Source organism: Streptomyces sp. NPDC001787 (genome assembly GCF_040297465.1).
GTDB lineage: Bacteria > Actinomycetota > Actinomycetes > Streptomycetales > Streptomycetaceae > Streptomyces.
Genome location: NZ_JBEOZE010000050.1, coordinates 16,219 through 29,957, shown reverse-complemented (window position 1 = coordinate 29,957; position 13,739 = coordinate 16,219). Strand labels below are relative to the sequence as shown.

At 72.1% G+C, this 13,739-nt stretch carries 10 protein-coding genes; 6 read left to right on the top strand and 4 right to left on the bottom strand.

Features of this window, described 5'->3' with window-relative positions:
• Positions 1–3: 3 nt before the first annotated feature.
• A complete protein-coding gene (locus ABT170_RS38750; protein ID WP_351875636.1) occupies positions 4–1,539 on the bottom strand; it encodes a CehA/McbA family metallohydrolase in 1,536 nt (511 codons plus the stop codon).
• A gap of 203 nt (positions 1,540–1,742) precedes the next feature.
• On the opposite strand from ABT170_RS38750, the gene ABT170_RS38745 reads away from it, so the two are divergent.
• The gene (locus ABT170_RS38745) at positions 1,743–2,588 is read left to right on the top strand and encodes an LLM class F420-dependent oxidoreductase (protein WP_329943904.1); all 846 of its coding nucleotides are present in this window, start codon (positions 1,743–1,745) and stop codon (positions 2,586–2,588) included.
• 238 nt (positions 2,589–2,826) lie between these two features.
• Here ABT170_RS38745 and ABT170_RS38740 read toward each other — a convergent pair whose 3' ends face one another.
• Entirely contained in the window at positions 2,827–3,411 is a 585-nt protein-coding gene (locus ABT170_RS38740) for a TetR/AcrR family transcriptional regulator (protein WP_351875633.1), read from the bottom strand.
• A 90-nt stretch (positions 3,412–3,501) separates the two neighbouring features.
• Here ABT170_RS38740 and ABT170_RS38735 point away from each other — a divergent pair, with 90 nt between their 5' ends.
• Positions 3,502–4,731 (top strand): beta-ketoacyl-[acyl-carrier-protein] synthase family protein, encoded by a 1,230-nt coding sequence (locus ABT170_RS38735; RefSeq protein WP_502970634.1) that lies wholly within the window; start codon positions 3,502–3,504, stop codon positions 4,729–4,731.
• Positions 4,732–4,781: 50 nt separating this feature from the next.
• On the opposite strand, the gene ABT170_RS38730 is transcribed toward ABT170_RS38735, so the two are convergent.
• Positions 4,782–5,906, bottom strand: coding sequence for an Lrp/AsnC family transcriptional regulator (locus ABT170_RS38730; RefSeq protein WP_351875627.1), 1,125 nt, complete (start codon positions 5,904–5,906; stop codon positions 4,782–4,784).
• A gap of 59 nt (positions 5,907–5,965) precedes the next feature.
• On the opposite strand from ABT170_RS38730, the gene ABT170_RS38725 reads away from it, so the two are divergent.
• On the top strand, positions 5,966–7,207 hold the full coding sequence (locus ABT170_RS38725; protein WP_351875624.1) for a M20 metallopeptidase family protein: 1,242 nt from the start codon (positions 5,966–5,968) through the stop codon (positions 7,205–7,207).
• 82 nt (positions 7,208–7,289) lie between these two features.
• On the opposite strand, the gene ABT170_RS38720 is transcribed toward ABT170_RS38725, so the two are convergent.
• Entirely contained in the window at positions 7,290–8,093 is an 804-nt protein-coding gene (locus ABT170_RS38720; protein ID WP_351875670.1) for an HAD family hydrolase, read from the bottom strand.
• A gap of 275 nt (positions 8,094–8,368) precedes the next feature.
• Between ABT170_RS38720 and ABT170_RS38715 the strand changes: the two genes are divergently transcribed.
• From ABT170_RS38715 to ABT170_RS38705, 3 genes are all read left to right on the top strand, one after another.
• Positions 8,369–10,960 carry a bifunctional FO biosynthesis protein CofGH gene (locus ABT170_RS38715; RefSeq protein WP_329943899.1) on the top strand — a complete coding sequence of 864 codons (2,592 nt, stop codon included), beginning with the start codon at positions 8,369–8,371 and terminating at the stop codon, positions 10,958–10,960.
• A gap of 704 nt (positions 10,961–11,664) precedes the next feature.
• Positions 11,665–12,426: an iron-containing redox enzyme family protein gene (locus ABT170_RS38710; RefSeq protein WP_329943898.1), complete on the top strand. Its 762-nt coding sequence runs from the start codon at positions 11,665–11,667 to the stop codon at positions 12,424–12,426.
• Between the two features lie 32 nt (positions 12,427–12,458).
• Entirely contained in the window at positions 12,459–13,739 is a 1,281-nt protein-coding gene (locus tag ABT170_RS38705; protein ID WP_351875619.1) for a pyridoxal phosphate-dependent aminotransferase, read from the top strand.

Sequence of the window (13,739 nt, the reverse complement as noted above, 5' to 3'; positions counted from 1 at the left end):
CGCTCAGTCCCTGTCGCCCAGGAACACCGGGTTGGTGAGGGCGGCGAGCGGACCGGGCAGCCCCGGCACGGCGACCGGGTGCCGGACCTCCGCGCGGACGTACGCCGCGTACGCGGGAGTGGTGCGCCACTCCACGGCGCCCGTCCCCGACGCGGGGAGCGCGGACGTGAACAGCGTGCCCTGGTCGGTGACGAAGTGCGCGGTGCAGCCGGGCGCCCCCGCGACCTCCAGCCGCACGGTGACGGGGGTGTCCGCGTCGACCCGCAGCCGCTCGCCGATGCCCGCGTGCCGGCCGCGCCCTCCCGAGGCGCCGAAGGAGAGGGAGACGGCGGAGGATTCGGCGACGTAGGAGCGCCCGGCCCGGATGCCGGCCGTGATCGCGTCCCGGGACAGCTCCTCGGCCAGGACGACCGTCTGCGGCAGCCCCACGGTGTCGGGCTCGCGGTGGGCGTCGCTGTTGCCCATGGCGGGGATCCAGGGCTTCGAGGACCGTACCGACGCGACGAGGGCGTTGTCCCACTCGGCGAGGGAGATCTCGTCCTCCGGGGTGTAGGGCCCGTTCCACACCTCGACCGCGTCCGCCTCGCCGAAGCCGAACTTCCAGTGGCAGCCGATGCAGGTGGCGTGCGGATGCGCGGGCACGACCAGGCCGCCGGCCCGGCGGACCGCCTTCGCGTAGTGGCCGAAGCGGTTGTCGCGTGCGCGGTAGCGCCAGTCGACGAAGGTCCCCGGATCGGTGCCGAGCGCGAGGACGTGACCGTTGCGGGTGGTGATCTCCTCGCCGGTGAGGATCAGCAGGTCGTCGCCCCACAGGCCGCCCCAGGCGCCGTGCGCGGAGGTGGTGTTGTGCTCGCTGCTGTTGATGAAGTCGAGCCCGGCGGCCCGCGCGGCGGCGGCGATCTGGGCCGGGGTGCGACGGCCGTCCGAGTGCACGGAATGCAGATGGCAGTCGCCCCGGTACCAGGCCCTGCCCCGGCCCCTGGCCCGCTCGGGCGGGTACACCGGCCTCGGGGTGCTCCCGGAGGGGCCGAAGCGCAGCGTGACCGTGACCTCGTACGGCAGCCCCTCGGGGGCCACGGTGTACGGCCCCAGCGCGATGTGCCAGGTCCCGGCCCGTACCGGACCCGCGAGATAGCCGGGGGTCGCCTCGTCCGCCCGGATGAAGAAGGAGCTGCGCGCGCCGCCGGACCAGCCGCGGAACCCGCGCCCTCCCGGCTCCGTACCGCGCTCGTCGAAGATGCCGATGTCGAGGGCGTTGCCGTGGGTGCCGGCCGGGACGGGCGTCTTCGTGTACGTGTAGGAGACGGCGATCTCGCGTACGCCCCGGGGGACTTCGACGGGCAGATGGACGAAGTCGGGCGACCCGGTGGGCAGGGTGCCGCGCACGGTTCCGGTCCGTTCACCGTCCGCGGTGCCGTCCGTGCCGCTGTCGGATGCCTGGGCGAAGCTCACAGGTCCCAACGTTAGGGCGGAGGCGGCCGTCCCGAGCAGAAGGCCGCGCCTGGCGATCGGGGCTTTCGGGGTCTGCGATCCGGTCATACGAGGGCTCCCCTGGGTCGGGCGGGACAAGGGCGACGTACTCGGACTCTCGTATTGGGCCGTGAACTCCACGCGAACGGAAGGGGAGTTGCGGCCAAGGTGCTGAGGAGGACGCGGGGTGCGGCATCCCGCGCGATACTCGGCTTTCGACGTCGTACCGCATACGTTGGGGCCGTCAGCGGACGACGACGGAGGTGTTCTCGATGCGGATCGCCACAACGATCTTCCTCACCGATGAGACGGTCACGCCGGTCAGGCTCGCACGCGAGCTGGAGCAGCGGGGATTCGCCGGGCTGTATCTGCCCGAGCACACCCATATCCCGGTGAGCCGGGAGACCCCGTACCCGGCGGGCGGGGAGCTGCCGCCCGAGTACGGCCGCACCCTGGACCCCTTCGTCGCCCTCGGCCAGGCCGCCGCCGTGACCGAACGCCTGACGCTCGGCACGGGCATCACCCTGGTCGCCCAGCACGACCCGATCGACCTGGCGAAGCAGATCGCCACGCTCGACCACCTCTCCGGCGGCCGGTTCACGCTCGGCGTCGGCTTCGGCTGGAACGTGGAGGAAGCCGCGGACCACGGGGTCGACTGGTCGACGCGGCGGGCGCTGGGGCGCGACCGGATGGCGCTGATGCGGGCCCTGTGGGCGGACGAGCCGACGGCGTACGAGGGCGAGTTCGGCTCGGTCCGGGCGAGCTGGGCGTACCCGAAGCCGGTCCAGGCCCCGCGCGGCCCGGTCAGCGGCCCCCGCACCCTGATCGGCGGGGCCGCGGGCCCGAGGCTGTTCGCCCGGATCGCGGAGTACGCGGACGGCTGGCTCCCGATCGGCGGGCGCGGCCTGACGGAGTCCGTACCGAAGCTCCGGGAGGCCTGGGACGCCGCGGGCCGCGACCCGAAGGACCTCCAGGTGGTCCCGTACGCGGTCCTGCCGAGTCCGGGCAAGCTGGCCCACTACGCCGAGCTGGGCATCGAGGAGGTCGTCCTCCAACTCCCCCCGGCGGGCGAGCCGGAGGTGCTCCGGGTGCTGGACGCGTACGCGGCGTACCTCTAGGGGCGAACGGGCTTTCAACGGTGACGGACCGCGCGACACCGCGATAGCGGACCCCGACGCGACGGTGGGCGAGAGGGCGCCGGCGCATGCCGACCTGAACGGGTCCCGCGTTCCTCATGTGTGACCGGACGGGAGCCACGGCCTCCGAGAGCCTGGTGGACTTCCGGTACTGCCTTCCTACGGCATCTGCTGCTGTGTCAGGCCGCGCTGCTTGCGGATGCGGGCGGATCCGGACGCTTCACCGGGGCTCCGGCGCCCCGCCCGTCATCCGGCGGGCCAGTTCCACCACATGGGCGCGGGTCGTCGGGGCATCCGCTTCCGGGCCCAGGATCAGGCGGGTGAGCTGGGGGAAGGCGGCGGGGAGCACCGCGATGCCCAGGAGGGCCAGGAAGGTGTGTGCGGTCCGCGGGTCGGCGGGGGCGTTCAGGGTGGTGGCGAGCGTGGTGATCAGGTCCTCGTAGCGGGCGCCGCGTTGCTCCTCGGCGGGCAGGGCGCCCGTGCCGTAGTGCAGGGCCTCCCACATCATCAGGCGGAGCATGTGCGGGTGCTTCTGGTGGAGGTCGTAGATCCGGCCCGCGTACTCGGCGGGGTCGCCGGTGGGCGGGCCCAGGAGCGCGGCGTGTTCGGCGAGGGCCTCGGCGACGACCGCCGCGAAGAGCTTCTCCTTGCTGCCGAAGTAGCCGTAGATGCGTTCCTTGTTGGCGCCCGCGTGCTCGGCGATCCGGTCGACGCGTGCGCCGCCCATTCCGTGGGCGGCGAATTCTTTCCTGGCCGCGGCCAGGAGGCGGGCGCGGGTTCCTACTGATTCGGGGTGCTGCGACATGGCACGACTCTACATAGCCAACCATCCAGTTGGTTGGCTAGCGTGCCGGTCAAGGGATCAGACCGTCGAACAAGGTGGAGGTGCGCTGTGCTGAGGAGCGACGCGGGGGCATGGGTGACCGGAATCGGGGCGACCACGCCGCTGGGCGGGGACCTCGCCACGACGTGGGCGGCGATGCTGGCCGGGGAGAGCGGGGTAGCGGTCCTGGACGAGGAGTGGGCCGCCGGGCTGCCCGTCCGGCTGGCGGCACCGATGCGCGTGGACCCGGCCGGCGCCATGAGGCGGACCGAGGCCCGGCGGCTGGACCGGTGCGAACAGGCCGCCCTGGTGAGCGCCCGCGAGGCCTGGGCGGACGCGGCGCCGACCGGTGTCGACCCGGAACGGGTGGCCGTCGTCATCGGTACGGGGGTGGGCGGCGTGCTCTCCCTGCTCGGGCAGGACGACATCCTGGAGTCGTCCGGGCCGCGCAAGGTCTCCCCGCACACCGTGCCGATGCTGATGGCCAACGGCCCGGCCGCCTGGGTGAGCATCGACCTGGGCGCCCGGGGCGGCGCCCACACCCCGGTGAGCGCCTGCGCCTCGGGGGCGGAAGCCCTCGCGCACGGGCTCGACCTCATCCGGCTCGGCCGGGCCGACGTGGTGGTGGCCGGAGGGTCCGAGGCGTGTCTGCACGCGCTTCCGCTGGCGGGGTTCGCGCAGATGCGGGCGCTGTCGACGGTGAACGGCGACCCGGACCGCGCCTCCCGCCCCTTCGACGCGGACCGCGACGGCTTCGTCCTCGGGGAGGGCGCCGCCGTACTGGTCCTGGAGCGCGCCGCGTTCGCCCGCGCCCGTGGCGCACGGCCCCACGGTGTCCTCGCCGGGGCGGCCGTCACCTCCAGCGCCGGGCACATCACCGCCTCCGAGCCGGCCGGGCAGGTACGGGCCATGCGAGGGGCCTGGGAATCGGCGGGCCTGCGACCCACGGACATCGGTCTCGTCCACGCGCACGCCACCTCCACTCCACAGGGCGACCTCGCGGAGGCGGACGCGCTGACCGAGGCCCTGGGGGTACGTGTCCCGGCGGTCACCGCCACCAAGTCGATGACCGGCCATCTCCTCGGCGCCTCGGGCGCGTTGGGGGCCGCCGTCACCGTACTCGCACTGCGCGACGGGATCGTGCCCGCCGTCCGCAACCTCGACACGCCCGACCCGGCGATCGGCACGGGCCTCGACCTCGTCACCGGTCCGCCCCGCCGGGGCACTTGGACCGCCGGGCTCGCCAACTCCTTCGGGTTCGGCGGCCACAACGTCTCACTGGCCTTCACCGCCGCGCCCTGACCGTGCGGACGCGCGCCGAACCCGACCGCGTACCGCCACGGAACCTGTCATCACCCCCGGCCGCCCCGCAGCCGTTCCACCAGGTCGTCCTCCGCCCGGTCCGTCACCGGGTCCTCCCAGAACCTCACCGGCACGCCCCTGATGTGGCGGCCCTGCGGGTCCAGGATCTGGCCCGCCAGTTTCAACGGCCAGAGGGTCACCGCCCGGTCCGCGACCGTGAGTTCGGGGAATCGGGTGCCGAGGCGGGTCTCGAAGGCGGCGATGTCCTGTGCCGAGCGCAGCCAGACCGTGAGCAGCAGGTTGTACGGGCCGGAGAGGGACGCGCACAGGCGGGTCTCGCGCATGCCGATCAGCTGCCCGGCGATCCGGGACGCCTCGCCGGGCGGTGCGATGCCCCACATCGTCACGGAGACCGGCCAGCCGGAGAGACAGCGGGCCACCTCGCAGCGGTAGACCAGGGCGTCCGTCCGGTGCATACGGTCCAGGCGGCGCCGGACCGTGGTGGCGCTGACACCCGTACGTTCCGCGAGGCGGGCGGCCGACTGCCGGCAGTCCTCGCTCAGGAGCAGGGAGAGCCGGCTGTCCAGCTCGTCCGGGGACCGCAGGCCGATCCGGGGCGCGGAGTGCGGCCGGTCCCTCGCGAGCGTGTCGCGGCCGTCCGGGTCCAGCCGGTCCAGCCGCCAGCGGCTGCCCTCCGCGTGGACGGCCGTGGCGATCTGTGAACGGGTGGCGGCGACACCGGGCAGGGTGTCGAGGCGGAAGCCGACGTACCGGCCGAGGGCGGACTGGTCGGGGAAGACTGCCGTCAGGACCAGGTCGCGGGAGCCGGTGACATGTTCGACGGTGATCAGGTGCGGATCGTCCGCGATCTCCACCGCCACGTCGTGCAGCCCGCCCGTCGCACAGTCCACCTCGATGAACGCGATGATCGGCTCCGTCGGGCCGGCCGCCACCGTGTAGCAGCTCAGCCAGGCGTGACCGGCCTCGGTGAGGCGGTGCCAGCGGCGGGCCGCCGTCGAGGCGTCCACTCCCAGCGCCTTGCCGATCTGCGCCCACTCGGCCCTCGGGGAGGTCTGGAGCGCGGTGATCAGGAGATGGTCCAGCTCGTCGAGCGTGGGGGTCCCGGCCGCTCCGGCGGTACCTGCGGCGGCGGATTCGGGCGGCGGCAAGGGCATGTGCGGCGCTTTCCTGCGGACGATCATGGTTGACATGGGTCACTCGGCACCATACGACCATGTCCTTGCTGCACGAGGCCCACGCCCTCGCACCCGAACTCACCGCGCTGCGCCACGCCCTGCACCGCGAACCCGAACTCGGGCTCGACCTGCCGCTCACCCAGGCGAAGGTCCTGGCCGCGCTGGAAGGGCTCGGTCTGGAGATCGGCCTCGGCAGGGGGCTCAGCTCCGTCACCGCCGTCCTGCGCGGAGGCCGGCCCGGCCCCGCCGTCCTGCTGCGCGGCGACATGGACGGGCTGCCCGTCCAGGAGGACAGCGGCCTTCCGTACGCCTCCGCCGTCGACGGCCGCATGCACGCCTGCGGGCACGACCTCCACATCGCCGGGCTCGTCGGCGCCGCCCGGCTGCTCGCCGCGCGCCGCGAGGAACTGGCCGGGGACATCGTGTTCATGTTCCAGCCCGGCGAGGAGGGCCGGGGCGGCGCCAGGATCATGATCGAGGAGGGAGTGCTCGACGCCGCCGGGGAGCGTGTCGTCGCCGCGTACGCCCTGCACGTCGTGTCCGCCGGAGCCCCCACCGGCCACGCCGCCACCCGGCCGGGCCCCATGCTCGCCGCCTCCGCTTCGGCCCGTGTCACCGTGCGCGGCAGGGGCGGCCACGGCTCCTCTCCCCACTCCGCCGCCGATCCGGTACCCGCGATGTGCGCCATGGTCACGGCGCTCCAGACCCTCGTCACCCGCGAGATCGACATCTTCGACCCGGCCGTCGTCACCGTCGGACAGCTCCACGCGGGCACCGCGCCCAATGTGATTCCGGAGACGGCGGAGTTCGCCGCCACCGTACGTACCTTCTCCGACGCCGCCCACGCCACCGTCCGCACCGCGTTCGAGCGGACCGTGCACGGGGTCGCGGCCGCCCACGGGGTGACCGCCGAGATCGACTACGCCGAGCAGTACCCGCCCACCCTGAACCACGCGGACGAGGCGGCCTTCGCCCTGGAGACCGCCCGCGAACTCCTCGGCGCCGACCGCGTACTGGAGGCCCCCCAGCCCATGGCCGGGTCCGAGGACTTCTCCTTCGTCCTGCGCGAGGTGCCCGGCGCCTTCGTCGGCCTCGGAGCCTGCCCGCCCGGCAGCGACCCGGCCACCGCCCCGATGAACCACTCCGCGCAGGCGGTGTACGACGACGGCGCGCTGCCGTACGCCGCCGCCCTGCTCGCCGGGCTGGCCCTGCGCCGGCTCGCCTCTCCGGCCTCTTCCTCGTCTCTGCCCCTGCCCCAGTCCCTGCGGCTGTCTCCGTGAGTTCCGGCCCTGTCGGCCGGCGGTGCGGGGTGTGCGGTGTGGGGTGCGAGCTGCGGGGCGGGGCCGATGCGGGCCGGGGACGCTAGCGGACGGACCGGAGCGTGCGACGGCGTGCGGGCGCGTCCGCCGCAGTCCCCGCAGTCCCCGGAGTCCCAGGAGTCCCCGCCCCTGCCACTGACCCGGTACCGGACTCCGCCGCCCTTCCCGCTCCCGATCCCGCTCCCGATTCCGTGCCCGGTCCTGATTTCCTGCCGCTCAGCAGCCCCGGCAGCTCCGTCAGCGCGTTGATCCGGAAGTCCGCCGTCTCCACGACGTCGGGGTGGTCCGCCCACCAGTGCCCGTACGGCCCGCGCCGCAGATGCGCGGCCCGCAGGCCCGAGGACTTGGCGGGGAACAGGTCGTTCGCCGGATGATCACCGACGTACAGCGTCGACCGAGGCTCCGCCCCCGACACCTCCAGCACCCGGGCGAAGAACTCCGGGTCGGGCTTAGACACCGCCCACTCGTCCGAGGTGACGACCAGATCCGCGGGCAGGTCCAGCGCCCGCAGCAACTCCCCGGCCCGCACCGTCCGGTTGCCCGCGACCACCACACGGACGCCGAGCGCGCGGAGCTCGGCCAGGGCGGGCCGTACGTCCGGGTAGAGGTCCGACTCGTCGAGGTGCTCGCCGCGCCCCGCCGCCACCCGCGCGAGGTAGGCCTCGGCGACGTCCATGTCGGGGCGCAGGATGCGCAGCGCGTCGGCACTGTCCCGGCCCTGCATCACGGCGGCACCCACCAGCGCACTGAGCGTGTGCGGCGGGACGCCGAGCCAGTTGGCCCAGGACGCCCAGTAGCGGTCGTCGCGTACGAGGGTTTCGCCGATGTCGAACACGATCGTTTCCATCACCGTCCCGACCCTACGGGCGCGTCCGCCGCGTGACGGGTCTCATTCGGTGAGTCGGCCCGGACGAGTGAGGGTGCGGGCCGAGCGAGGGGTGCCGGTCGAGCGAGGGCGAGGGCGCGGGCGCGCTGTCCGGTCCCGGAGCGGGCGTGCTCCCGACGGCGGGAAGCGGGCGACGCACGGCCCGGCCGACCGCCCGGCCGACCGCCCGGCCGACCGCCGGGCCGGCCGGAGGAGGCCCTGGTCCGGTACGCGCGCCTCGCTCGTATGCTCGGTTCATGACCGATCCTCAGAGCGGACGCCCCACCACCAACGCCATGCGGCGCGCGCTCAGACGGGCCCGTGACGGTGTCGCCCTCGACGTGACCGAGGCCGCCGTACTGCTCCAGGCGCGCGGCGACGATCTGACGGACCTGACCGCGTCCGCCGCCCGGGTGCGGGACGCCGGCCTGCTGGCCGCGGGCCGGCCGGGCGTCATCACGTACTCGCGCAAGGTCTTCATTCCGCTGACCCGGCTCTGCCGTGACAAGTGCCACTACTGCACCTTCGTCACCGTGCCGGGCAAGCTCCGCCGCGAGGGCCACGGGATGTTCCTCTCGCCCGACGAGGTCCTGGACATCGCCCGCCGAGGGGCGGCCATGGGCTGCAAGGAAGCACTGTTCACGCTCGGCGACCGGCCCGAGGACCGCTGGCCCGAGGCGCGCGAGTGGCTGGAGGCCGAGGGGTACGACGACACCCTCGCGTATGTACGGGCCATGGCGATCCGGGTCCTGGAGGAGACGGGCCTGCTGCCCCACCTCAACCCCGGCGTCATGACCTGGACCGACCTCCAGCGGCTCAAGCCCGTCGCCCCGTCCATGGGCATGATGCTGGAGACGACGGCGACCCGTCTGTGGTCGGAGCCGGGCGGCCCGCACCACGGTTCCCCGGACAAGGAACCGGCCGTACGGCTGCGCGTCCTCGAAGACGCGGGCCGCTCCAACGTGCCCTTCACCACCGGCATCCTCATCGGGATCGGCGAGTCGTACGAGGAACGCGCGGACTCCCTCTTCGAGCTGCGCAGGACCGCCCGCGCCTACCACGGGCTCCAGGAGGTCATCGTCCAGAACTTCCGCGCCAAGCCGGACACGGCGATGCGCGGGATGCCGGACGCGGAGCTGGAGGAGCTGGCCGCCGCCATCGCCGTGGCCCGTCACATCCTCGGCCCCTCGGCCCGTATCCAGGCCCCGCCGAATCTGGTGGACGCCGAGTACGCGCTGCTCATCGGCGCGGGGATCGACGACTGGGGCGGCGTCTCACCGCTCACGCCCGACCATGTGAACCCCGAACGCCCCTGGCCGCACATCGACGAACTCGCCGCGAGGACAGCGGAGTCGGGCTTCACGCTCCGCGAGCGCCTCACCATCTACCCGGAGTTCATCCAGCGCGGCGAACCGTGGCTGGACCCCCGCCTCGTCCCGCACGTCCGCGCCCTGGCCGACCCGGAGACGGGCCTGGCCCGCGAGGGCGTGATCCCCACCGGTCTGCCCTGGCAGGAACCGGACGAGGGCTTCAACGCCTCCGGCCGTACCGACCTGCACCGCACCATCGACACCGAGGGCCGCACCGGCGACCGCCGCGACGACTTCGACGAGGTGTACGGGGACTGGGAGGCGCTCCGCGAGGCCGCCGCCCCCGGGATGGTGCCCTCCCGTATCGACGCCGACGTACGGCAGGCGCTCGGCCGGGCCGCCGACGACCCGACGAAGCTCACCGACGACCAGGCGCTCGCCCTGCTCCACGCGGACGGCCCGGCGCTCGACGAGCTGTGCCGGATCGCGGACGCGCTGCGCCGGGACGTGGTCGGTGACGACGTCACGTACATCGTCACGCGGAACATCAACTTCACCAACGTCTGCTACACCGGCTGCCGCTTCTGCGCCTTCGCCCAGCGGCGCACCGACGCCGACGCGTACACGCTCTCCCTGGACCAGGTCGCCGACCGGGCGGCCCAGGCGTGGGACGTCGGCGCGGTCGAGGTCTGCATGCAGGGCGGTATCCACCCGGACCTGCCCGGCACGGCGTACTTCGACATCGCCCGCGCGGTACGCGAACGCGTCCCCGGCATCCATGTGCACGCCTTCTCACCCATGGAGGTCGTCAACGGGGCGACCCGCACCGGCATGTCGATCCGCGACTGGCTGATCGCCGCGAAGGAGGCCGGGCTCGGCTCGATCCCCGGCACGGCGGCGGAGATCCTGGACGACGAGGTCCGCTGGATCCTCACCAAGGGCAAGCTGCCCACCGCCACCTGGCTGGAGGTCATCAAAACCGCCCACGAGGTGGGTCTGCGGTCGTCCTCCACGATGATGTACGGCCATGTCGACCAGCCCCGGCACTGGCTCGGCCACCTCAGGACCCTGGCCGCGCTCCAGCAGGAGACGGGCGGTTTCACGGAGTTCGTGACCCTGCCCTTCATCCACACCAACGCCCCGGTCTACCTGGCGGGCATCGCCCGACCGGGACCGACCGACCGTGACAACCGGGCGGTCACCGCGATGGCCCGCCTGCTGCTCCACCCGCACATCACCAACATCCAGACCAGCTGGGTGAAGCTGGGCGCGGAGGGTGCGGCGGAGATGCTCCGGTCCGGCGCGAACGACCTGGGCGGCACGCTGATGGAGGAGACCATCTCCCGTATGGCCGGGTCGGGTTACGGCTCGTACCGCTCCGTCCAGGACCTGATCGCGATCGCCGAACTGGCCGGCCGCCCGGCCCGTCCGCGCACGACGCTGTACGGCGAGGTCCCGGCGGAGCGCGTCACGGCCGCCGCCGCGTCGGACGGCCACCTGCCTGAACTGCTGCCGGTGCTGCCGGTGCTGCCCAACTGAGGACCCAGACCCTGCCGTTGATGTGACGCCCCGGCCCGGTGGTGGGTCGGCCCGGTGGTGGGTCGGCTCGGTGGTGGGTCGGCTCGGTGGTGGCCGCGACCGTGTTGCCGCGGCCACCACCGGGCGTTCTCCGCGACGTTTCCGACGGGATTCAGCCGACGACGGAGGCCGGACACCCGCCGTGGGCGCCGGGCAAGGGCTGTCCCGTAGGAGCGGGTGCGTTCACGGGTGCTTCACCGACGCGTTCACCGACGCGTTCACCGGCGACTTCACGGGTGTGTTCACGGGTCGTTCACGGGTCGTTCACGGGCACGGAGCGGGAGGTTCCGACGGCCGTCGATCGTGAAAGACGATTCATGCGTTCGATGCATCGATGCGAATGTGCGGACGTTTTCCCGCGCGGGCGCGACTTCGCATCTGGCCGGTTGTGACCTGTTCCCGGTATCGGTCGCTGCGCCACAGTGGTCGCCGTCGGGCCGAAGCGGTCCTCGGTGATTACCGAGGGGAAGTTCCGGCAGCGATCGATCCTGGCTGCCTTCAACAGGCGAGCGGCCAAGGCTGCCACCACGACGGCCTCCGGCGATGGGCATTGTGCTCATCCGAACGATGGTTCCGGTAAGGCATTCATCCATTGAATCGCGGGTCCGTCCGGGAATCTCGTGGGCTGCGATTCAGAACCTGTGTGCACAGGAGGTAGCCGCGCCATGAAGAACTCCGCCGAAGTGGCCATTCACGACCAGGTCACCGCACTCATCGATGACCTGGACAATCACGACGTCTACGGGAACGACTACTTCGCGTTCCTTGAGAAAGCGCCGTGGACCGCCCGGGACTACGACTTCCACCGCGCCAACTTCTTCCACCGGACCGAGGGCACGGTCAAGGGCATCGCCCATGTGTGCGCGCAGGCGGCGGCCCACGACGACCGTGACACGCTCGTCCTGTTCTCCCACATCCTCAACGAGGAGACCGGGAACGGCGATGCCGCGCACTGCCACGAGCTGCTGATGGAGAACTCCCACAACCTGTACGGCCGGCGCGAGTTCGGCCTGCCGCCGCTGCTCGTGCGCGAGGCCCGCGACAGTGACCTGGTCATCCCCGGGACGGTGGCCTACCGCGAGCGCACCCTGGAGCTGCTGACCAGCAACTATCACCGCATGCTGGGTGTGGCGATGGCCCTGGAGTCGCACGCGGACAAGATGCTTCAGGTCTGCCGTACGGCGTTCCGCAAAAGCCGGAAGGAACTGCCCGCCGACGAGTTCGTGAACAGGGTCGAGGTCTACTTCGACGTCCACGTCGGGGACGAGGGCGTCGAGGAACGGCACGCCGCCGACGCGAAGCAGTGCGTCCTGAACAACTGCCGCACCGACGCGGACGTCGCCGAGATCGCCTACGGGGCGATGGAGACCCTGAACATCCAGCTGGACATGTGGAACGCGATGTACAAGGCCGTGGCCGCGAATTGAATTCCACCGATGGAAAGGCGAACCCCGTCGTCGTGCAGAAGAATCGCGGCATTTCCGATGCCATCCTACGCATTCCGGAATCGGCGACCCACGGGGCCGCGGCGAAGCTCGCCGCACTCAATCGTGGGCTCGCGGCCGATGAGCAGTTCATCGATCTCAGCATCGGTGCGCTTGATACGCCGACCGATCCCCGGATCGACCGTGGAGTGATCGATTTCATCCAGGCGGACTCCACGACGATTCACGCGTTCGCGCCGATCAAGGGATTTCCGTTCCTGTTGGAGTCCATAGCCGCACGGGTGGATCGCCTCCACGGAATCACGTACGACCCGGAGAGCGAAATCATGGTCACCCCGGGCGGTGTGAAGGGCTCGATCTCGGTGACCTTCCACGCGCTGCTCAACCCGGGCGACGAGGTCGTCATTCCCGTACCCAACTGGCCGCACTACGCGGATATGGTGCGGCTGCACGAGGCCATTCCGAAATCCGTCCTGGTCACGGCGGAGGACGGGCTGACCCCGTCCGCCCTGGAGGGGGCGATCTCCGGGCGGACCAAGATCGTCGTCCTCGGCGACTGCGTCAACCCCACGGGCAAGGTCTACTCGACCGGGGAACTGGAGGCGCTGGCCCGTACCGTCGCCCGGCACAACCTGCGGCGCGAGGCCGAGGGGGAGAGCCCGGTCCACGTCCTGTTCGACACCCCCTACGAGGCCCATGTCATCGGGCCCCGGGCCAGGACGTTCGCCGCCATCGACGTCCGGATGCCCGACGGCACGAGCTGTTCCATGCGGCCGTGGACGGTCTCGGTGACCGGTCCCGGCAAGACGTACGGCATGCACGGCGACCGGATCGGCTATCTCTGCGGTCCGGCGGACATCGTGGACGCCTCCGCACGCGCACAGGTCAACCTCACCTCGTTCGCGTCCACCTACGGCCAGGTCGCCACGCACATCGCGCTGCGGCCGGAGATGGACGAGGTGGCGACCGCCAGGGCGAAGGCCGCGCGCTCCAACCTCGAAGCGATGCTGGCGGAGCTCGGCACGATCCCCTCGCTACGGATCAACGAGCCGCAGGGGGGTTACTTCCTCTTCGCCGACCTCTCGGCGTTCGCCGACGGCTACCGGAGACTGGGCCACAGCACGGCGGAACAGTTCCTGCTGGCCGAGGCGAAGGTCGCCACGATCAGCGGCAACCATTTCGCGGAGGGCGAGCCACTGGACCATTTCGTCCGGATCAACTGCGGCAGGACGGGTACGCTCCCGAGCGAAGTCGGCGGACGGATCAAGCGTGCCCTGGACCGGCTGAAGCCCTGA